Source organism: Rhodovulum euryhalinum (genome assembly GCF_004342445.1).
GTDB classification, from domain to species: domain Bacteria; phylum Pseudomonadota; class Alphaproteobacteria; order Rhodobacterales; family Rhodobacteraceae; genus Rhodovulum; species Rhodovulum euryhalinum.
The window spans coordinates 116,781-136,810 of record NZ_SLWW01000008.1 but is presented as its reverse complement, the minus strand read 5'-3'; the positions used below and the strand labels follow the sequence as shown (position 1 = coordinate 136,810).

Here is a 20,030-nt window from a genome sequence, read left to right as displayed (position 1 = left end):
CAGGCAGGAGGAACCGGCATGGCCGAGATCAAGGACCCCGAGAACACGATCCTGATGGAACTGAAGGGCGGGCGCGTCACCATCGAGCTGTTGCCCGACATCGCGCCGAAGCATTGCGAGCGGATGAAGGAACTTGCCCGCGCCGGGGCCTATGACAACGTGGTGTTCCATCGCGTGATCGACGGCTTCATGGCGCAGACCGGCGACGTGGCCCACGGCAATGCCGAAAGGGACTTCAACCTGCGCCGGGCGGGCACCGGCGGGTCCGACCTGCCCGATCTGCCGGCCGAATTCTCGAAACTGCCCCATGATCGGGGCACGATCGGCGCGGCGCGGGCGCAGAACCCGAACTCGGCCAACTCGCAGTTCTTCATCAACTTCACGGACAACCACTTCCTGAACGGCCAGTACACGGTCTATGGCCGCGTCATCGAGGGGATGGAACATGTCGACGCCATCACCCGGGGCGAGCCGCCCAGCACGCCCGACCGGATGATCAGCGTCAAGGTGGCTGCCGATGCGTAATCTCGCGCTTGTCCTGATGCTGGCCGCCGGGCCCGCCGCCGCCACCGGCCTCGAGATCGAGGTGGCGGGCGAGGGGGCGAACGGCACGATCGTCATCGACCTGCTGGACGAGGTCGCGCCAAACCACGTGGCGCGCATCGCCGAACTGGCCGCGGCGGGTGCCTATGACGAGGTCGTGTTCCACCGCGTGATCGACGGGTTCATGGCCCAGACCGGCGATGTGGAATTCGGCAAGGCGGGCGGCGACATGGGCCGCGCTGGGATGGGCGGGTCCGACCTGCCCGATCTGGCCGCCGAGTTCTCGGACGAGCCTTTCGATCGCGGCGCGGTCGGCATGGCGCGCGCCGCCGATGAAGATTCGGCCAATTCGCAGTTCTTCATCATGTTCGCCCCCGCGCCGCATCTGGACGGGCAGTACACCGTCGTCGGCCGGGTGACCGAGGGGATCGAGGTGGTCGACGCGATCAAGCGCGGCACGGGCCGGAACGGCGCCGTCGTCGGCCAGCCTGATCGAATGGTCAAGGTCACCGTGACCGACTAGCGCCCGCGGGGATCAGGCCGCGGGTCAGCGCGGCGACGAGGCGGCTGCCGGGCGCATCCATCCAGGTTGCGCCCAGCTGCACCGGCGCGGCGCCGGTGCCCAGCTTGAACCGCGCGAGATCCGGCGTGCCGACCGTGTCGAGCACGCCAAGTTCCAGCGCCGTGATGCCGCGCGCCTTCAGCGCAACGATCGCACGCCACAGCATCAGCGTATGGGCGTTCTCGCGGCGCCCCTCTGCCGAGGTCCAGCCCAGGTGATAGCTTGCCCAGGGGCGGTGGATCAGGAACAGCATCCCGGCCTGCGGGCGCCCGTCCCTGGTGGCGGTGACAAGCAGCGTCTCGCCCAGCCGCGCCCAGGCCAGGGCAAAGGCGGGTGGCAGGCGGGCATAGCGTCGCGCGTGCGCCTGGACCGCCTCTTCGCGCAACAGCCAGTGGTCGGGAGCATCTGGAAAATCGCCCTCGTCCAGCGCAAGGCCGCCCGCCTCGGCCCGTTTCAGGCGATTGCGCCATTTCTGATGCAGCCCCGCCCGCAACCGGTCCGCGTCCGGCTCAAGTGACAGCCGCGCGACATGGGCCCCGCTGACCATCCTAAGGAACCGCCCGCCCGCAAGGGGATCGGCCCCCGCGATCCGGTCCGGCGTGGCCAGCACGCCCCGGTGATCGCGCGCCAGCGCGGTCAGCAGCGCGGCGATCGCCGCCCGTCGGGTTTCGGCGGGCAGGCCGGGGGCAAAGGCCGGGCCGCGCGACAACAGCGCGAATCGGCCGAACAGCGGCCAGCGGCGGCTCAGTACCTGGGCGGTGGCCAGCACCTCGCTGCCCTCGCGCCATTCGAACCAGGCCGGCGCGCTGCCCAGCGTCGCGCAGGCCATGCCATAGGCGGGGTGCTGCTGCATCGGCAGGCCCGCGCCGTCGGGCGCGCAGGGCAGGGCGGTCGGGGTCCAGAGCGGCGCCATGGCCCTGTTAACCATGTGAAAGGCTAAGGTGTGGTAAATGCGGCCATGGCCGAGCACAGGAAAACCGTGATGGGCGTGCACGCCCCGCCGCCAAAGCCCACGATCGCCGGGGGGATCTGGCTCGCGCTCGTGGTCACGGTGCCGCTTGCGGGGCTTCTGGGTGGGTACGAATTGATCCGCTGGCTGGTCGGTTGAGGAGTCGCGCCTTGCGGCGCCGCCGGGCCAACCGGGGGGAATCAAGCCCCCCAGCCGGTCCAGCCCCGCGCGGAAACCTGGTCTCTGGCGCGGAAAAAGTCGCCTCAGGCCTTGTCGGCCAGCGCCTTGCACCAGGTTTCCATTTCCCTCGTGGCGATCTCCATCGGCGGTTCCATGAACGAGATGTGGAACCGGTCGCCCAGGTCGGCCACCCCGATCGAGCGCGGCCGCACCGCCAGCACATGCGCGTTCGGAAGCGCGATGCCGAAGCAGAACACGATGTTTCGCGCGTCCTTGATGTCCCCGGCAATGGTGCCGCCGATGGCCGTCGTATGCGCGAAATGATCGAAGCTGGCGATATAGGCCACCTTGGGATGGGCGTCGATCTTCGCCTTGAGAACGGCGAGGATGTCATCGACGCTTGCGCAACTGGTTTCCGACTTCGGCAGGTCCATGTCGAAGACGGGATATTTCTCCATCAGAAGGGTCTGTTTCATCTGCTGTCCTGAGCTGTCTGGTAAAGGAGGGTCGCCACCTGACCTAGCGCACCGGACCGCCGGCGTATGTGACCAGATCACCGACGGCACAGACCAACCAGACCGGCGAGCCCTGCCCCGACCGCCAGCGCCCAGCCATAGCCCCAGAGCGCCCAGACCAGGACCAGCAGGGTGAACAGCGCAAGGAACCCGGTCACCAGGAACGGGCGGGTGAAATTCTCGACCGGTGTCACGGGGCGGTCACGCATGGGCCCATCCTGCCACGGATCCGCTATGCGGTGAGGGGATTCTTGCGGGAACCTCAGCCCCGGGCGGCCGCCAGTGCGGCGGGCAGTTCCTCGGCGAGAACAGCAAGGTGGTCCTCGGGCCCCGCCGAAACACGGATGCAGCGGTCGAGCGGCGCGACCCCCGGCATGCGCACGAAGACGTCCCGCCGGGCAAGCTCGGCCAGAACGGCCCGCGCGAAATCGCCGTCCGCGCCGCAATCGACGGTGACGAAATTCGCGGCGGACGGCAGGGGCGTCAGCCCGTTCTCGCGCGCGATTGACGCGATCCGGTCGCGCGCGGCAGCGACCTGCGCCTTGACCTCGGCAAGCCAGGCCGGGTCAGACAGCGAGGCCAGCGCGCCCGCCTGGCTGATCCGGCACATGCCGAAATGGTTGCGCACCCTGTCAAAGGCCGCGATCAGCGGCGCGGCCCCGATGGCATAGCCCACCCGCGCCCCCGCCAGCCCATGCGCCTTGGAAAAGGTGCGGAACCGGATCACGCGGGGATCGTCCGGGTCGATGGGCGGCGCCGTGCCCCCGGGCGCGAACTCGATATAGGCCTCGTCAAGGATCATCAGCGTGCCGTCCGGGACCGCCTCGATCATCTGCTGCACCCGCTCGGCGGGATGCCAGCTTCCCATCGGGTTGTCGGGGTTCGACAGGTAGACAAGCTTGGCCCCCACCGCGCGGGCCCGGGCGATCAACGCGTCGGGATCCTCGTGGTCACCCGCAAAGGGCACCATCTGCAGGAAGCCGCCAAAGCCCACCACGTGGTAGTTGAAGGTCGGATAGGCGCCGGCCGAGGTCACCACCGTGTCGCCGGGACCGACCAGCATCCGCACGAGATACCCCAGCAGCCCGTCGATTCCCTCGCCGACCATCACGTTTTCCGGCGCGACGCCCAGATCCGCCGCCAGCGCGGCGCGCAGGTCGTGGTTCTGCGAGTCTCCGTATTTCCAGGTCTCGCGCGCGGCCTCCTGCATGGCGGCCACGGCGCGGGGCGATGGGCCGAACAGGCTTTCATTCGCGCCGAGGCGGGCACGGAACGGGCGGCCGCGGGCGCGTTCCTGGGTTTCCGGCCCGACAAAGGGCACGCTGGCCGGCAGGCTCGCGACGAGATCGGTGAAACGGGGTCCGGTCATGGGCAGGAGCAAAGCGGAAAACACGCGCGCGGGCAAGGGGGCGGGGCTTGCGACCGGCCGCGTAGCTGCCTAGGCTCGCCCGCGTTCCAGGAGGTTCCCCGATGACCGCGCCCCAGTTCCTGACCACGCCCGAGGGCCGCCGACTGGCCTGGCACAAGACTCCCGGCGCCGCGCCCGGCGTGGTGTTCCTCGGCGGCTTCATGTCCGACATGGAGGGGACCAAGGCCACCCATCTCGAGTCATGGGCGCGCGCCGCGGGCCGCGCCTTCCTGCGATTCGACTATTCCGGCCATGGGCAAAGTTCTGGTACCTTCTCGGAGGGCTGCATCGGCGACTGGGCGGCGGATGCGGCTGCGGCGGTCACGGCGCTGACCGAGGGGCCGCAGGTGCTGGTCGGCTCGTCGATGGGGGGCTGGATCGCGCTGTTGCTGGCCCGCGCGATGCCCCGGCGGGTCGCGGGCCTGGTCGGAATCGCCGCCGCGCCCGATTTCACCGAGGACAGCATGTGGGCAGGTTTCACCGAGACCCAGCGCGCCGAGTTGATGGAGAAGGGCCGGATCGAGATCCCGTCCGGCTATGCCGACAGCCCCTATACGATAACGCGCCGCCTGATCGAGGACGGGCGCGCGAACCTGGTGCTGCGCGCGCCCCTGCACCTGCCCTTCCCGGTGCGGTTGCTGCAGGGCACGGCGGATGAGGATGTGGCGGTATCGGTTGCGCTGCGGCTGCTCGATCACATCGACTGCGCCGACGCCCACCTGACGCTCGTCAGGGGCGCCGATCACCGGTTCTCGGAGCCGGAAAACCTTGCCCTGATCGAAACCGCCATTGCCGAGGTGACGGCGGTCTGAACCGCCGCCACCCCTGTCTTCTTCTTGGTTCAAATACTCACGCGCCGAAGGCGCCCGCGCCCGGCGGGCGCGGCCCTTCAGACGGATCGCAGATGCGCGCGGCCCGGTTGCGGTGCGCCGGAATTCGCGTCGATGAAGTTCAGCACCAGCGGCCGGATGTTGTTGCGCCAGCTCTTGCCCGCGAAGATGCCGTAATGGCCTGCGCCCGGTTCCAGGTGGCTGGCCTTCTTCTCGTCCGGCAGCCCGGTCAGCAGGTCCAGCGCCGCGATGCACTGGCCCGGCGCCGAGATGTCGTCATTTGCCCCCTCGACGGTCTTGACCGCAACCTCGGTGATCGCGGCGATATCGACCTGGCGGCCCGCCACCTTGAAGACGTTGCGCGCGATCTCGCGGCGCTTGAAGACGCGCTCGACCGTCGACAGGTAGAATTCCGCGGTCATGTCCATCACCGCGAGATATTCGTCGTAGAACCGGTTGTGCTTGTCGTGGTCCCCCGCCTCGCCCTTGGCGACCTTGAGAACCTGTTCCGAAAAGGCGCGGCTGTGGCGGTCGCCATTCATCGACATGAATGAGGCAAGCTGCAACAGGCCCGGATAGACCAGCCGTCCGACGCCTTCGTACTTGAAGCCGACCCGCTGGATCGCAAGCTGTTCAAGCTGGCCCATGGTGACGCGGCGGCCGAAATCTGTGACGTCGGTCTTGGCCGCGTCGGGGTCGATCGGGCCGCCGATCAGTGTTAGCGACCGGGGCTGGGCATCCGGATCCTCAGCCGCCAGATAGGCGGTTGCGGCCAGCGTCAGCGGCGCGGGCTGGCAGACCGCGATCACGTGGGTGTCGGGGCCGAGGAACTTCATGAAATCGACAAGGTAGAGGGTGTAATCCTCGACATCGAACTTGCCGGCGGACACCGGGATGTCGCGCGCGTTGTGCCAGTCGGTGATGAAGACCTCGCAATCGGGCAGCAGACTGGCCACTGTCGAGCGCAGGAGCGTGGCATAGTGGCCCGACATCGGCGCCACCAGCAGGACGCGGCGGGCCTTGGGCGGGCGGCCGTGCACCTGGAACTGGATCAGGTCGCCAAACGGGCGCTGGACGGCCTTCTCGACCGACACGATATGGTCTCGCCCGTCTGCGCCGACCACCGAGTTGATGTTCCAGTCGGGCTTGGCGACCATGCGCGCAAAGGTGCGTTCGGTCACCTCGCCCCATGCGGCAATCAGCCGGAAGAACGGGTTCGGCACCATGCTGACGGCCGGATACGAACCAAGCGCCTGCGCGGTCGCGCCCAGCCACTGGTTGGTGTTGCGCGCCGTCTCCATCAGGTCGTAGGTCGCCATGTATTTCATTCGCCACTCCTTTTCCGATAGGATATCGGAGATGCAGGCTCAGCGATAGCCGGGGAGGCGGCGATGCTGCGACTGCGAAAAGTAAGGGGGAAACCGCGCCGTGACAACTGAAGAAGATGCGCCGGGCACGAATCTCGAACGTCTGAACGAGAACCTCGCCAAACTCGAGGGGCTGACCGAACGGTTGATGGGCGCGGTATCCAGGAAGCGGAGGATCGATCCGAACCTGCAGGGGCCGGGCCACGACCTCTACATGAAGGCCGCCGCCGCCTACATGGTCGAGATGATGCGCAACCCCTCGAAGCTGATCGAGCATCAGGTCGCCTATTGGGGCAAGTCATTGAAACATTTCGTCGAGGCGCAGGAGGCGCTGGCGCGCGGTACGCTCAAGGCGCCCGAGGACCGCACGCCGCCCGATCCGCGGTTCTCGAACCCGCTGTGGCAGACCCACCCCTATTTCAACTTCGTCAAGCAGCAATACCTGATGAACGCCGAGGCGATCGCAAGTGCGGTCAAGGGTATCGAGGGGCTCAACCCCAAGGATGCCAGGCGGCTGGAATACTTCACCCAGCAGATCGTCGACCTGATGTCGCCCGCGAATTTCCTCGGTACGAACCCCGAGGCGCTGGAAAAGGCGGTGGCGACCGACGGCCAGTCGCTGGTCGACGGGCTGGAGAACCTGGTACGCGACATCGAGGCGAACGAGGGCGAAATCCTGGTGACGCTGGCCGATCGCGACGCCTTTACGGTGGGCGAGAATCTGGCGACGACGTCTGGCAAGGTCGTCTATCGCAACCGGATGCTGGAGTTGATCCAGTATGCGCCCAGCACAGAGACGGTGCATGCCACGCCGCTGATCATCTTCCCGCCCTGGATCAACAAGTTCTACATCCTCGACCTGACGCCGAAGAACTCGCTGATCAAGTGGATCGTCGACCAGGGCTACACCCTGTTCGTGGTGTCTTGGGTGAACCCCGACGCGAGCTATGCCGATGTCGGCATGGATACCTATGTCGAAGAGGGCTATCTGACCGTCGTAGAGCAGGTGAAGAAGATCACCGCCGAGGACAAGGTCAACGTGATCGGCTATTGCATCGCGGGCACCACGCTGTCGCTGACGCTGGCGCTGATGGAAAAGCGCAAGGACCGCTCGATCCGCTCGGCCACCTTCTTCACCACGCTGACCGATTTCTCGGACCAGGGCGAGGTGGGGGTGTTCCTCGACGACGATTTCGTGGACGGGATCGAACGCGAGGTGACCGAAAACGGCTATCTCGACAGCTTCTTCATGTCGCGCACCTTCTCGTTTCTGCGCTCGAACGACCTGATCTACCGGCCCGCGATCCGCAACTACATGATGGGCGAACGTCCGCCGGCCTTTGACCTGCTGTTCTGGAACGGCGATTCGACGAACCTGCCAGCGCGGATGGTGGTCGAATACCTGCGCGGACTCTGCCAGGGCGACCGCTTCGCCCGTGACGGGTTCGAGATCTGCGGCGAGACCGTTAAGATTTCCGAGGTGAAGGTGCCGCTTTGCGCCGTGGCCTGCGAGACCGACCATATCGCGGCCTGGGCCTCGTCCTACGAGGGCGTGCGCCGGATGGGCAGCCGCGACAAGACCTTCATCCTCTCGCAGTCGGGCCATATCGCGGGCATCGTGAATCCGCCGGCCAAGCGGAAATACGGCCACTACACGAACGACGCCCCGACGAAGGACATGACCGCCGAGGTATGGCGCGCGGGGGCCGAGTTCCACGAGGGGTCGTGGTGGCCGCGCTGGGAGGCGTGGCTGAGCCGGCGGTCCGGCAAGCAGGTTCCTGCCCGCATCCCCGGAGAGGGTCCGCTGCAGGCGCTATGCGACGCGCCCGGCACCTATGTGCTATCGGCCGGACCCGACTGAAACCGGCCATTCGCGGGAATTGCTGCGACGCAGCAAAAGACACTTGAAATGCTGCGGCGCAGCATGTATGTTCGTGTTCAGGATCACAGCAGAGACGGGCGGTACGCCCGCAACAGGAGACCCCCAATGGCTGACACCCAGGATTTCACCAAGATGATGCAGGACATGATGTCCGCGTTCTCGATGGACCCGACCGTGATGCAGGACGCGTTCAAGACCCAGGCCGCGCTGGCCGAGAAGATGTCGAAGGTCGCGCTCGAAGCCGCCGAGAAATCCACCGAGATTTCCGCCAAGTGGACCAAGGACACGCTGGCCAAGTTCGGCGAAGTGGCCACCGTCAAGGACGAGCCCACCGACTACACCAAGGCGATGACCGATTTCGCGTCCTCGACGGCCGAAATGGCTGCCGAGAACATGGCCGCCTTCGCCGAAGTCGCCAAGAAGGTTCAGATGGAAACCGTCGAGCTGATGCTGGCCGCGGGCAAGGACTTCTCTCAGGACGCCACCACGGCGATGAAGAAGGCCACGACCACGGCGACCAAGACCGTCAAGAAGGCGACCACCGCCACTGCGGTCTGAACCGATACCGATTTGACCTCGACTCCTCCTCCCTGTCGATAGGTCAATACCTGGGGCGGGCCTTGTGCCCGCCCTTTCTTTTTGCGTTTGCAGCGCTTAAGCTGCGAACCGCTGCTGCTGCAGCATCGCCATCGAGGGAGGCCCGCCCGTGACCGACGCGAAAGATCCATTGCTGATCAAGCGCTATGCCAGCCGCCGTCTCTACAACACCGAGACAAGCGACTACGTCACGCTGGAGGACATCGCCAAGGTCATCCGCGAGGGCCGCGAGGTCAAGATCGTCGACCTGAAAAGCGGCGACGACCTGACCCGGCAGTACCTTCTCCAGATCATCGCCGAGCACGAGAGCAAGGGCGAAAGCGTGCTGCCGATCAACGTGCTGACCGACCTGGTGCGCAGCTATACGACATCGGCCAACAGCATCGTGCCGCAATTCCTGGCCCAGAGCTTTGACATGCTGCGCGAGAGCCAGGCGAAGATGATGGAGAACATGGGCCGGATGAACCCGATTGCGGCCATGCCCGGCTTCGAGGCGTTGCAGGCCCAGCAAGAGGCGTTCCTCAAGGCAATGACCGCGGGCTGGGCGGGCAGTTCCGGTCCCGCGCGCGACGACGAGGATGCACGCGGCGGAAGCGGTGAACTGGACGATATCCGCCGCGAGCTGGCCGAGTTGCAGCGCAAGCTGTCCAAGCTGAACGGCTGAGGAGTCAGGTGCCGTAGGCGCGGGTGTCCGCCCCCTTCACGGCCTCGACCGCCCCGATCAGCGCATCCGCAATCAGATCGAGCTCCCCGCGCGTCAGCCGCGCGGGCAGCCGCGTGTCGCAGGCCCGCATCAGCATCGCACGCGTCTTCGGCAGGTCGGGTTGCGGCCCCTCGATGAACCGCCAGTTCCAGAAGGCGCGCGCATTGTCCTGGCTCAGGCCGAAGACCTGCACGCCGACCCCGCGCGCCCGGGCTTCGTCCTGAAACGCGATGGCCTCCGCGTCGCTGTCAAGGCCGACAAGGTTGAACTGGATCGAATCGGGCGCGCGTTCCTCGGGCGGCAGGGGCGGGGGCACGTCGAGCCAGGCGCAGGTATTCAGGCGGCCCGCGACGTAGTCGTGGTTCGCCCTCCCGTCGCTGACCCGGCGGTCCACCTCGGCCAGTTGCGGGCGGATCACCGCGGCCGACAGGTTCTGCATCCGCATGTTGTAAAGCGGCAGCCGGTTCTGCCAGTGGGCAAAGCTGTTCTGCAGGCCGTCATGCTTTTTCCAGTTGTGCTCGTAGGCGCCCGACATGATGACCGCGCGGGCCGCAAGGTCGGGGTCGTCGGTGATCAGGATGCCGCCCTCGCCCGCATTGACCAGCTTGTAGGACTGGAAACTGAAACAGCCGATCGCGCCCAGCGTGCCGATCTTCCGCCCGTGCCAGAGCGTGCCCAGCGAATGGGCGGCGTCCTCGATCACCGGGATCTGCCGTGCGGCGCACAGGGCCATGATGGCATCCATGTCCGAGGTATGCCCGCGCATGTGGCTGACGATGACGGCGGCGATACCCTCGTCCAGCTTCGCCGCGAAATCCCCCATGTCGATCCGGTAATTTGCGCCCACCTCGACCAGAACCGGCTGGCAATCGGCGTGCACGATGGCCGAGGGCACCGCGGCGAAGGTAAAGGCCGGGATCATCACACGCGCCCCGCGCGGCAGGTCCAGCGCCTTGAGCGAGAGAAACAGCGCCGCCGAGCAGGACGACACCGCCACCGCGTAGCGGGCGCCCATGAACGCGGCGAACTCCCGTTCCAGCAGTGTCACGGGCGCGTCCTTGGCGGCGGTATAGCGGAACAGGTCGCCCGATTGCAGCAGCCGGTCGATCTCGGCCCGCGCCGCCTCGGGGATCGGTTCGGCGTCGTAGACATTGGGGGCGAGGGCCATGGGTTTCGCCTTTCCTGAACATCGCTTTCAGGTTTTCTGTAAAGCAAAGCCCCGTGACAGACAAATGGCAGCCGCGATCCGCCCGGATCAAAACCCCAGCGTGTCGCGCAGGCCATACCACGCCATGGCAAGCGCCAGCAGCGGCGTACGCAAGGCGGTCCCGCCCGGGAAAGGCGGGCAGGGCAGGCGCGCAAAGCTCTCGAAACCGGCGCTGGGCCCGCGGCTCGCCTCGGCCAGAAGGCGCCCGGCCAGCGTCGCCAGTGCCACCCCGTGACCCGAATAGCCGCCCGCTGACAGGATACCCGGCGCGGGTGCGGCCAGATGGGGCAGGCGGGTGCGGGTGATCGCAAGCGTGCCGCCCCAGGCATGCGTCAGCGCGACATCGGCCAGTTGCGGAAAGACCTGGAGCATCGGCTTGCGCACCTTCGCCCGGATATCCCCGGGAAAGCGGTAGCCATAGCTCTCACCGCCGCCGAACAGCAGCCGATGGTCGGGTGTCAGGCGGAAATAGTTCACCACGAAACGGCTGTCGGCCACTGCGATCTCGCGCGTCAGCACGCCCGCGGCGCGCTCGCCCAGGGGCTCGGTCGCGACGATGAAATTGTTGATCGGCATGACGCGCGCGGCAATGGTTGGCTCCAGCCCGCCAAGATAGCCGTTCGCGGCCAGGATCACCGTGTCGGCCGTCACCCGGCCTTTGTCGGTGACGACAACGGGGCGGGCGCCCGGTTCGACCCGTTCCACCAGCGTGCCCTCGTGGATCACGGCCCCGGCCGCCGCTGCGGCGCGCGCCAGTCCCAGTACGAAGGCCAGCGGGTTCAGGTGTCCCGCACCCCAGTCCACCACGCCGCCCTTGTAGGCGGGCGACCCCACCAGCGCACGCATCTCGTCGCCTGTCAGCGGCTCGACGAGATCGTATTCGTAGTCACGCAGCAGCTTTTCGGCATAGGCATGCGCTGCGTCCACGCCGCGGTTCGTCCATTCCGCATGGGCCACGCCCGGGCGATAATCGCAGGCGATGGCATGCGCGGCAATCAGGTGGGCCACCAGCGCCTTGGCGTCCTCGGCCAGGTGCCACAGCCGGGCCGCCGCGGCATCGCCCAGCATCCGCTCCAGCGCGTCCTGGTGCAGCCGCTGGCCCGACCCGACCTGTCCGCCATTCCGCCCGGATGCGCCGAACCCCACCCGGTGCGCCTCGACCAGCACCACGTCGGCCCCGGCCTCGGCCGCGTGCAGCGCCGCCGACAGCCCGGTATAGCCGCCCCCCACCACGCAAAGATCGGCTCGCCGGTCACCCGCCAGCGGCGCGAACGGCGCCAGCGGCGGCGTCACCTCGGCATACCAGCTCTCGGGATAGGCCCCCGGGCGGTCGTTGGCGAACAGCAGGTTCATACGTTCAACAACAGATGTTCGCGCTCCCACGGGCTGATGACCTGCAGGAACTCCTTGTATTCCAGCGTCTTGACCGACTCGTAGACGGCGCAGAACTCTTCGCCCAGGACCTGCCGCATGGCCTGGGACGCGCCGAAGATGTCCAGTGCCTCGCTGACGTTGCGCGGGATCGATTCGTCGCCGGAATAGGCGTCGCCCTTGTATTCCGCCTTGGGCTGGGTGCCCTCGATCAGGCCCAGATAGCCACAGGCCAGCGACGCCGCGATGCCGAGATAGGGGTTGCAATCCATCCCTGCCAGCCGGTTTTCGACCCGCCGGGCCTCGGGTTCGGCCACCGGCACCCGCAGGCCGGTGGTGCGGTTGTCGCGCCCCCATTCCAGGTTGATCGGCGCGGCGAAGTCGGGGACGTAGCGGCGATAGCTGTTCACATAGGGCGCCAGCAGTGCAACCACCGAGGGCATGTGGGTCTGCAGCCCGGCGATGAAATGCATGAAGGCCGGGCTTTCGCCCCCGTCGGGTTCCGAAAAGATGTTCCGCTCGGTCGCAATGTCGACCACCGAATGGTGGATATGCATGGCCGACCCCGGTTCGTCCTCGATCGGCTTGGCCATGAAGGTGGCATAGCAGTCGTGCCTGAGCGCCGCCTCGCGGATCAGCCGCTTGAAGAAGAAGATCTCGTCGGCCAGCCGCACCGGGTCGCCATGGCGCAGGTTCAGCTCCACCTGGCCCGCGCCGCCCTCCTGCAGGATGCCGTCGATCTCGAGGCCCTGCGCCTCGGCGAAATCGTAGATGTCGTCGATCACGGGGCCGTATTCGTCCACCGCACTCATCGAATAGGCCTGCCGCGCGGCGGCCTTGCGGCCCGACCGGCCGATCGGCGCCTCGACCGGCTCGGCGGGGTTGACGTTGCGCGCGACGAGGAAGAATTCCATCTCGGGCGCGACGATGGGTTTCCAGCCGCGGGCGTTGTAAAGTCCCACGATGCGCTTCAGCACGTTGCGGGGCGCGATCGGCACCGGGTTGCCGGCCTGGTCGGCAATGTCGTGGATCACCTGCAACGTCAGGTCGGCGGTCCAGGGCGCGGCCGTCGCGGTGGTGAAATCCGGCGTCAGGATCATGTCGGGCTCGGTGAATTCCTGGCCCGGAATGTCGGCCCAGTCCCCGGTGATCGTCTGCAGGAAGATCGAGTTGGGCAGGTAGAACCGCGTCTGGGTGGCGAATTTCGAGGCGGGCATCGCCTTGCCGCGGGCGATCCCGGCGATGTCGGCCACGATGCATTCCACCTCGTCGGGCTTGCGCCCGTCGAGATAGACGCTCGTGGCCTCGGGGAGCTGGTCAAGCCAGGTGGACATGGGGTCAGTGCCTTTCGCGGAAGAATCGTGTGATGCGCTCGGCCATCGCGCCCGCATCGGTGGGGGTGTCGAGCCGTGCCCGCGCCTCGGCCAGAACCGGTTCGGGCACAACACCGGGCGCGCGGGTCTCCATCAGCCCCGTGATGAAGTCGCGGTCGAATTCGGGATGGGGCTGCACGGAAAAGGCGCGGTCGCCATAGATCAGCGCCGCATGGGCGCAGAATGCGTCGTGGCCTACGGTCTCGGCGCCCTCGGGCGGACGGATCACCTGATCCTGATGCCAGGCGTTCAGCGTGACGCACCGCCCCTCGATCTGATAGGTGCGGGGGCCGACCGACCAGCCGCCGGCATATTTCTCGACCTGGCCGCCAAGCGCCTGCGCGATGATCTGGTGGCCAAAGCAGATGCCGACGACGGGCACGCCCGCGTCAAGGGCGGCGCGGATGAACGTCTCGAGCGGCGGGATGAAAGGGTGCTCCTCGTAGACCCCGTGGCGCGATCCGGTGATCAGCCAGCCCTCGGCCGCGTGCACCGAGCCGGGAAAATCCATCGCCTCGACATCCCAGGTTCGAAAGGTGAACCCATGACCGCGGAAAAGCCGCGCGAACATGTCGGGATAGTCGCCCTGCGCCACCCGAAGCGCATCGGGCGCGTGGCCGGTCTGCAAGATGCCGATCTGCATGGAGGTTCCGTGGATTGTCCGCTGCCAACCTAGTCAGCGGCTTGCGGTCCGGCAAGCCCTCTTGGGCGCTACCCGGCCCGGATGCGCAGCACCTTGTGCCACCGCCCCGGATCGCCGCGGTGCGGTAAAGCTGCCGCCCGCGCAAGGGCTTCCCGTCGTTGCTTCTTCTTGGTGGAAATACTCCGGGGGTCCGGGGGCAGAGCCCCCGGCGGGGCGCCTTGCGCAGCAAGGCGAAACCCGCTGTCCTTCAAGGTTGGGCCCCGTCGTCCGGTGGTCGGCCCCGCGCTACACCGTGTCGAGATACAGCGCCAGGCGCTGGTCCGCGTCGAGCGCGGCGACGCGGCGGGCTTCCTGCCGCTTGGTCATCACCAGGTTGCCGATGAGCCCGGGCGCAAAGATCCGCGCGATCCTCGGGCTGTTCTCGAACGCGTCGATCGCCCCCAGCCAGCAGGTCGGGATTTGCGGCAGGTCCTGGTCGTAGGCGTTGCCGGTGACCGGCGGCGGTGGCACAAGCCCGTCCTCGATCCCGATCAGCGCGGCGCCCAGAACCGCGGCGATCATCAGATAGGGGTTGATGTCGCCGCCTGCGACGCGATGCTCGATGCGCCGCGCGCGCGGCGAGCCGCCGGGGATGCGCAGCGCCGCGGTGCGGTTCTCCTGTGCCCAGCAGATGCCGGTTGGTGCATGCGCGCCGGGCACGAGGCGGTCATAGCTGTTGGCATGCGGTGCCAGCACCAGCGTCATGTCGGGCAGCGCCGCAAGGCAGCCCGCGACCGCCTGGTGCAGCAGCTTGGGGCCGTTCGGGCGGGCGTCGTCGAAGATGTTGGCGCCATCGGCATCCAGCACCGAGAAATGCATGTGCAGCCCGTTGCCCGCGTGCTCGGCATAGGGCTTGGCCATGAAGCTGCCGGCAAATTCGTGGCGCCGCGCCACGCCCTTGACCAGCATCTTGAACAGCCACGCGTCGTCCGCGGCCTTCATCGCCGGCCCGTGCATCAGGTTGACCTCGAACTGCCCCATCCCCGCCTCGGAAATCAGCGCATCGGCGGGAATGTCCATCGCCTCGCAGGCGTCGTAGAGGTCGGTGAAGAAGCCGTCGAAGGCGTCGAGCGTGCGCAGGCTCAGGATCTCGGCCGCCTTGCGCCGCTTGCCCGACCTGGGCGAGCGGGGGGCGTTCGGCCGCTTGCCCGAATCGTCGATGAGGTAGAATTCCAGTTCGGTCGCCACCTGCGGCTGCCAGCCCCGCGCGGCATAGGCGTCCAGCACCCGCGCCAGCGCCTGGCGCGGACAGCCCTCGAAGGGGGCCCCCTCCTCGGTGAACATCCACAGCGGCAACAGCGCCGTCGGCGCCTCCAGCCAGGGCATAGGGACAAAGCCGCGCCCGGTGGGCATCAGCACCCCGTCGGCGTCGCCCGTCTCGAAGACCAGCGGGCTGTCCTCGATATCCTCGCCCCAGATATCGAGATTCAACACCGACAGCGGAAACCGCGTGCCCTCCTCGGCGACCTTGCCGGCAAAGCGCGAGGGCAGGCGCTTGCCGCGGGCCTGGCCGTTCAGGTCGCAGGCGGCCACGCGGATCGTGCGCACCTCGGGGTGTTCTTCCAGCCAGCGCGTCATCGGATCACCTGCGGGCGTATCCTCAGCCGAGGCCTGGCGGCCGGCGCGAGGTGGCGGTTCAGCCGCCGGTTCATCAGTTCGAACAAACCGATCACGACCAGCGTCAGCAGGATGAAATAGCCCGCCACGATCGGGTAGGGGATGAACGGGTTGAAGGTCTTGTCGGCGAAGTAGCTGGCATAATAAAGCGCGTCGCCCTTCTGCTGCCAGGCCGGGAAGCCCGAGAAATAGACCAGAGTGGTGGCATGGAACAGGAAGATCGCCTCGTTTGTGTAGGCCGGCCAGGCCAGCCGCAGCATCGTGGGCCAGACCACCCGGCGGAACCTGGCCCAGCCCGACAGCCCATAGGCGTCGGCGGCCTCGAGGTCGCCCTTGGGCACCGAGCAGAGCGCGCCATAGAAGATCTCGGCCGAATAGGCGGCGGTGTTCAGAAACAGCACGATCAGTGCCCCTGCCCAGGCCCGCGTCAGCCAGCGCGTGTCGGCGGTGATCTCGATGAAGATCAGGTTCAGCTCGATCCCGGTCTTCGGCAGCAACACGAAGGCCTCGTAGGCCAGGAAGAACTGGATGAACAGCGGCGATCCGCGGAAGATGAAGATGAACCATTCCGCGGGCTTGCGCACCGCCCAGACCGGGCTGAGCCGCGCCAGCGCCACCGCGGTGGCAAGAAAGAATCCCGCGGCGAGCGCGACGAATCCGAAATAGACGTTCCAGATCATGCCCGACCCGATCAGCGTGACCTGCTCGCACAGCGTGAAGTCGGACCGCGGCAACAGCCGCTCGCCGATGCCGACCGAGCGCAGCGCGTAGTCCTGGATCGTCTGCAGGCAGCTCATTGGGTGGCCTTTCGCTGGGACTCGCCCGCAAGCGTGGCCTGCCCCCGGGACAGACGTACCGTGACCCGGCCCAGCACCGCCTCGGAAACCCTGGTCAGCGCAAGGTAGAAGACCAGCAAGCCGAGGAAGTAGTAGAGCCGCCAGTCGGGATGGGGATAGTCGTAGATCTGGGTCTTGGACCCGCCCAGTTCGCGTGCCCAGTAGACGATGTCCTCGACCCCCAGCAGGAACAGAAGCGGCGTCGCCTTGATCAGGATCATCCAGAGATTGGACAATCCGGGCAGCGCATAGACCCACATCTGCGGGACCAGGATGCGCCAGAACGACTGGCGCGGCGTCATGCCATAGGCCTCGGCCGTCTCGATCTGCGCCCGCGGCACCGCCCGCATCGCGCCGTACAGCACGTTTGCCGCGAACGCCCCGAAAACCACGGCAAAGGCCAGAACGGCCAGCGCAAAGCCATAGCTCTCATGCACCCATTGCGCGCTGGTCGAGAGCGGCAGCTTGGCCTCGGCGCAGACGACGAAATCGCTGCCCCGCCGCACCGGCTCGGTCCAGTCGGGGCATTTCACCTGGTGGCGCAGCCATTCGATCCCCTGGTCAAGCGCGATCGGCACGAACAGGAAGAACACGATGTCCGGCACGCCCCGCACCATCGCGGTATAGGCGCGGCCCAGCCATTGCAGCGGCCAGAACCGCGAGCGCGCCGCCATCGCACCGCCGAAGCCGAACAGAAGCGCGACGGGCGCGGTGATCGCCAGAAGCAGCAGCACCGTCCCGAAGGCCGCATAGAACGCCATGTGCTTGCCACTGGTCAGGTAGCAGGCAAGCCAGGACAGGCCATCTAGGGTACCGGGATCGGCGCAGGACGCGAACATGGCGGATGCGGCCGGGACAGACATGCCGTCCCGGCCATGGGGGCGTCAGTTGCCGCCCTCGGCATCGCCCCAGACAAGCGCTTCGTCGCCGAACCATTTCCGGATCATGTCGTTCAGCGTGCCATCCGCCTTCATGCTCTGGATCGCGGCATCGACCTTGGTCTTGAGGTCGGGGTCGGATTCGCGGAACGCCATGCCGATGCCATTGCCTAGCGGAACGTCCTCGCCGACGAAGATCATGTCGCCCTCTGCGACGACCGGTACCAGGAAGTCCTTGTCGGCGATCACCGCGTCGGCCTCGCCGTTCCTCACGGCTGCCACCGTCTCGTCGGGCGTCGGGAATTCCAGCAGGGTCGCGCCGGTGTCGACGACGTGGTTGGCCTGGATCGTGCCGGTCTGGGCCGCGACGACGCCGCCTTCGATGTCGGCATCCTCGCTGGTCGCGGCATAGGCGGACGGCGTGGGCGGGACGTAGGCCTCGGAGAAATCCACCACGGCGTCGCGTTCGGGCGTGATGCTCATGCCGGCGATGATCGCATCGTAATTTCCCGAGACGAGGTTCGGGATGATCGAATCCCAGTCGTTCGTCACCCATTCACAGGTCAGTTCGGCCCGCGCGCAAAGCTCGTCGCCCAGTTCACGCTCGAAGCCGTCGACTTCGCCGTTGTCATTGATGAAGTTGTAGGGCGGGTAGGCGCCCTCGGTGCCCAGGCGCACGACGTCCTGCGCCAGTGCCATGCCGGCCGAAAGCGCCAGGGCGGCGGTCCCGAGGATCAGCTTGTTCATTTGTTACTCTCCCGTTGGGTTGGTTCGGCGGCTCAGGCCGCCACGGTTGCACTCAGGAATTGTCTCAGGCGTTCCGATTTCGGGGCGCCGAACAGCCGGTCGGGCGGGCCTTCCTCCTCGATCAGGCCCTGGTGAAGGAACACCACGTGGTCGGATACGTCCGCGGCAAGCCGCATGTCGTGGGTGACCAGGATCATGGTTCGACGCTCGGCGGCCAGCGCCTTGATGACGCGCACCACCTCCTGCTGAAGCTCGGGGTCCAGCGCCGAGGTGGGCTCGTCGAACAGCAGCGCGCGGGGCTGCATCGCCAGCGCGCGCGCGATCGCGGCGCGCTGCTGCTGGCCGCCCGAAAGCTGTGCCGGCCAGGCATCGGCCTTGTCGCCGATTCCCACCTTGTCGAGAAGCCCGCGAGCCCGGGTCTCGACCTCGGCCCGGTCCTCGCCCAGCACGGTGACGGGCGCCTCCATCACGTTCTGCAGGATCGTCATGTGGGACCACAGGTTGAACTGCTGGAACACCATCGACAGGTTGGTGCGGATGCGGATCACCTGGCGGCGGTCGGCGGGCTGGCGGGCGGGGCCGCGGCCCTTCCATGTGACGGGCTCGCCCTCGAACAGGATCTCGCCCTGCTGGCTGTCCTCCAGCAGGTTCGCACAGCGCAACAGTGTCGACTTGCCCGACCCCGACGAGCCGATCAGCGAGACGACATCGCCCTGGCGCGCGGCGAGGCTGACGCCCTTCAGCACCTCAAGCGCGCCATAGCTCTTGTGGAGATCGCGGATTTCCAGGACAGGCGTGGTGTTTTCAGTCACGGGGCGCGGCCGGTCGGGTTGCTTGACGGCCCCGAAGTAGGGCGCAAATCCGCCCCGATTGCAACGGGTAACTGGCGTAAGGTGCGGCGAATGCCCAGGATTTGGGCAGAACGGCCGGGGTTGCTCGCCCCAAGGTTTTCCTTGGAAGCCCTTGGCAGAATACGTGCAGGATGTCTGTCCGTGGACTCAGCCGCCGTGCCTGGACTCGGCGCGGTGGCGCGCCAGCGCGCTGTCGCGGTCGTTGACGCCCAGAAGGTTGGCCACAAGGCGCAGCAGCCCGTCCTCCTCCGCGTCGCGCACGCCGTCGGCCAGAACAACCTCCCACAGCGCCTCGACGACGCCTGCGCGATCCTCGTAGGCCACCGCGTCCTTGATCGCGCGGGTGAACCGCACCGTGTCGGGTGCCTGGGATTCCAGCGTTTCGGCCTGCTGGCGCAGCCGCTGCGCGTCGGCCGGGGCCAGCCCGTAGCGGAGCGAGAGGATCCGGTCGATCCGGTCGGCCTCTTCGTGGGCATATTCCCCGTCGGACCGCGCGATGCGCACCAACAGGGCGCCCAGCGCGAGGCGGGCGTCGGCATCGGGCAGGGTTTCGGGCTCGGGCCTGATCAGGCGGCTGAGGAATTCGGCGAACATGGGGCCGATATAGCCCTCCGATGCCGTCCGGAAAAGCCGGATTTCAGCCGTCGTAACCGGCCACGATCACCAGATCGCCCTCGGACACCGGGTCGCGCAGCGCCTTGGCGGCCTGGTAGGCAGGGCTTTCATAGCAGGCGATGGCCGCCTCGAGGCTGGGAAACTCGATCACCACGGTCCGCGTCTTCGCGGCGCCTTCGCGCACCTGCTGCGCGCCGCCCCGCACCAGGAACCGTGCTCCGTATTCGGCGAAGGGCGCGGCGTTGGCGGCCTTGTAGCGTTCGTAGGCCTGCGGGTCGCGGACATCGACATGGGCGACCCAGTATCCCTTGGGCATG

General features: G+C 67.2%; 23 protein-coding genes. 7 read left to right on the top strand and 16 right to left on the bottom strand.

Translation table 11 applies throughout. From position 1 onward, the window contains the following. Window positions 1-18 precede the first annotated feature (18 nt). Together EV655_RS11245 and EV655_RS11240 are read left to right on the top strand one after the other, a co-directional pair. Window positions 19-525: a peptidylprolyl isomerase gene (locus EV655_RS11245; protein ID WP_132544863.1), complete on the top strand. Its 507-nt coding sequence runs from the start codon at window positions 19-21 to the stop codon at window positions 523-525. Further along, entirely contained in the window at window positions 518-1,066 is a 549-nt protein-coding gene (locus EV655_RS11240; protein WP_132544861.1) for a peptidylprolyl isomerase, read from the top strand. The genes EV655_RS11245 and EV655_RS11240 overlap by 8 nt, the downstream gene beginning before the upstream one ends. On the opposite strand, the gene EV655_RS11235 is transcribed toward EV655_RS11240, so the two are convergent. Next, window positions 1,050-2,033 (bottom strand): GNAT family N-acetyltransferase, encoded by a 984-nt coding sequence (locus EV655_RS11235; RefSeq protein WP_243645057.1) that lies wholly within the window; start codon window positions 2,031-2,033, stop codon window positions 1,050-1,052. The genes EV655_RS11240 and EV655_RS11235 overlap by 17 nt on opposite strands. Before the next feature lie 30 nt (window positions 2,034-2,063). Here EV655_RS11235 and EV655_RS18670 point away from each other — a divergent pair, with 30 nt between their 5' ends. After that, a complete protein-coding gene (locus EV655_RS18670) occupies window positions 2,064-2,213 on the top strand; it encodes a hypothetical protein (RefSeq protein ID WP_165905332.1) in 150 nt (49 codons plus the stop codon). 104 nt (window positions 2,214-2,317) lie between these two features. Here the strand turns inward: EV655_RS18670 and EV655_RS11230 are convergent, their stop codons facing one another. The 3 genes from EV655_RS11230 to EV655_RS11225 all read right to left on the bottom strand — a co-directional run bounded on the left by EV655_RS11230 (window position 2,318) and on the right by EV655_RS11225 (window position 4,118). Beyond that, window positions 2,318-2,710 carry a DUF6858 family protein gene (locus EV655_RS11230; protein WP_132544859.1) on the bottom strand — a complete coding sequence of 131 codons (393 nt, stop codon included), beginning with the start codon at window positions 2,708-2,710 and terminating at the stop codon, window positions 2,318-2,320. 77 nt (window positions 2,711-2,787) lie between these two features. Continuing rightward, entirely contained in the window at window positions 2,788-2,958 is a 171-nt protein-coding gene (locus EV655_RS18665) for a hypothetical protein (RefSeq protein WP_165905331.1), read from the bottom strand. A 53-nt stretch (window positions 2,959-3,011) separates the two neighbouring features. Further along, on the bottom strand, window positions 3,012-4,118 hold the full coding sequence (locus tag EV655_RS11225; protein WP_132544857.1) for a pyridoxal phosphate-dependent aminotransferase: 1,107 nt from the start codon (window positions 4,116-4,118) through the stop codon (window positions 3,012-3,014). Window positions 4,119-4,219: 101 nt separating this feature from the next. Between EV655_RS11225 and EV655_RS11220 the strand changes: the two genes are divergently transcribed. Then, complete coding sequence (locus EV655_RS11220) at window positions 4,220-4,969, top strand: alpha/beta hydrolase (protein WP_132544855.1); 750 nt, start codon at window positions 4,220-4,222, stop codon at window positions 4,967-4,969. Between the two features lie 77 nt (window positions 4,970-5,046). Here EV655_RS11220 and phaZ read toward each other — a convergent pair whose 3' ends face one another. Next, window positions 5,047-6,315, bottom strand: a complete 1,269-nt coding sequence (gene phaZ, locus EV655_RS11215) for a polyhydroxyalkanoate depolymerase (protein ID WP_132544853.1) — start codon at window positions 6,313-6,315, stop codon at window positions 5,047-5,049. A 100-nt stretch (window positions 6,316-6,415) separates the two neighbouring features. Here phaZ and EV655_RS11210 point away from each other — a divergent pair, with 100 nt between their 5' ends. The 3 genes from EV655_RS11210 to phaR all read left to right on the top strand — a co-directional run bounded on the left by EV655_RS11210 (window position 6,416) and on the right by phaR (window position 9,497). After that, window positions 6,416-8,215 carry a PHA/PHB synthase family protein gene (locus EV655_RS11210; RefSeq protein WP_132544851.1) on the top strand — a complete coding sequence of 600 codons (1,800 nt, stop codon included), beginning with the start codon at window positions 6,416-6,418 and terminating at the stop codon, window positions 8,213-8,215. Window positions 8,216-8,341: 126 nt separating this feature from the next. Further along, complete coding sequence (locus tag EV655_RS11205) at window positions 8,342-8,794, top strand: phasin family protein (RefSeq protein ID WP_132544849.1); 453 nt, start codon at window positions 8,342-8,344, stop codon at window positions 8,792-8,794. 148 nt (window positions 8,795-8,942) lie between these two features. After that, window positions 8,943-9,497, top strand: coding sequence for a polyhydroxyalkanoate synthesis repressor PhaR (gene phaR, locus EV655_RS11195; protein WP_132544845.1), 555 nt, complete (start codon window positions 8,943-8,945; stop codon window positions 9,495-9,497). Between the two features lie 4 nt (window positions 9,498-9,501). Here the strand turns inward: phaR and EV655_RS11190 are convergent, their stop codons facing one another. From EV655_RS11190 to EV655_RS11140, 11 genes are all read right to left on the bottom strand, one after another. Continuing rightward, a complete protein-coding gene (locus EV655_RS11190; RefSeq protein ID WP_132544843.1) occupies window positions 9,502-10,704 on the bottom strand; it encodes a DegT/DnrJ/EryC1/StrS family aminotransferase in 1,203 nt (400 codons plus the stop codon). Between the two features lie 87 nt (window positions 10,705-10,791). After that, window positions 10,792-12,096 (bottom strand): NAD(P)/FAD-dependent oxidoreductase, encoded by a 1,305-nt coding sequence (locus tag EV655_RS11185; RefSeq protein WP_132544841.1) that lies wholly within the window; start codon window positions 12,094-12,096, stop codon window positions 10,792-10,794. Next, on the bottom strand, window positions 12,093-13,448 hold the full coding sequence (locus EV655_RS11180; RefSeq protein ID WP_132544839.1) for a glutamine synthetase family protein: 1,356 nt from the start codon (window positions 13,446-13,448) through the stop codon (window positions 12,093-12,095). Before EV655_RS11180 ends, EV655_RS11185 begins: the two co-directional genes overlap by 4 nt. A gap of 4 nt (window positions 13,449-13,452) precedes the next feature. Next, window positions 13,453-14,130, bottom strand: coding sequence for a type 1 glutamine amidotransferase (locus EV655_RS11175; RefSeq protein WP_132544837.1), 678 nt, complete (start codon window positions 14,128-14,130; stop codon window positions 13,453-13,455). Between the two features lie 285 nt (window positions 14,131-14,415). Beyond that, window positions 14,416-15,747, bottom strand: coding sequence for a glutamine synthetase family protein (locus EV655_RS11170; protein ID WP_132544835.1), 1,332 nt, complete (start codon window positions 15,745-15,747; stop codon window positions 14,416-14,418). Beyond that, window positions 15,744-16,583, bottom strand: coding sequence for an ABC transporter permease (locus EV655_RS11165; protein WP_132544833.1), 840 nt, complete (start codon window positions 16,581-16,583; stop codon window positions 15,744-15,746). Before EV655_RS11165 ends, EV655_RS11170 begins: the two co-directional genes overlap by 4 nt. Further along, window positions 16,580-17,461: an ABC transporter permease gene (locus tag EV655_RS11160; protein WP_132544831.1), complete on the bottom strand. Its 882-nt coding sequence runs from the start codon at window positions 17,459-17,461 to the stop codon at window positions 16,580-16,582. Before EV655_RS11160 ends, EV655_RS11165 begins: the two co-directional genes overlap by 4 nt. Window positions 17,462-17,506: 45 nt before the next feature. Beyond that, window positions 17,507-18,247, bottom strand: coding sequence for a transporter substrate-binding domain-containing protein (locus EV655_RS11155; protein ID WP_132544829.1), 741 nt, complete (start codon window positions 18,245-18,247; stop codon window positions 17,507-17,509). 32 nt (window positions 18,248-18,279) lie between these two features. After that, on the bottom strand, window positions 18,280-19,059 hold the full coding sequence (locus EV655_RS11150) for an ABC transporter ATP-binding protein (protein WP_132544827.1): 780 nt from the start codon (window positions 19,057-19,059) through the stop codon (window positions 18,280-18,282). 186 nt (window positions 19,060-19,245) lie between these two features. Continuing rightward, window positions 19,246-19,692, bottom strand: a complete 447-nt coding sequence (locus EV655_RS11145; protein WP_132544825.1) for a tellurite resistance TerB family protein — start codon at window positions 19,690-19,692, stop codon at window positions 19,246-19,248. A gap of 43 nt (window positions 19,693-19,735) precedes the next feature. Beyond that, window positions 19,736-20,029 (bottom strand): DUF1330 domain-containing protein, encoded by a 294-nt coding sequence (locus tag EV655_RS11140; protein ID WP_132544823.1) that lies wholly within the window; start codon window positions 20,027-20,029, stop codon window positions 19,736-19,738. Window position 20,030: the final 1 nt, after the last annotated feature.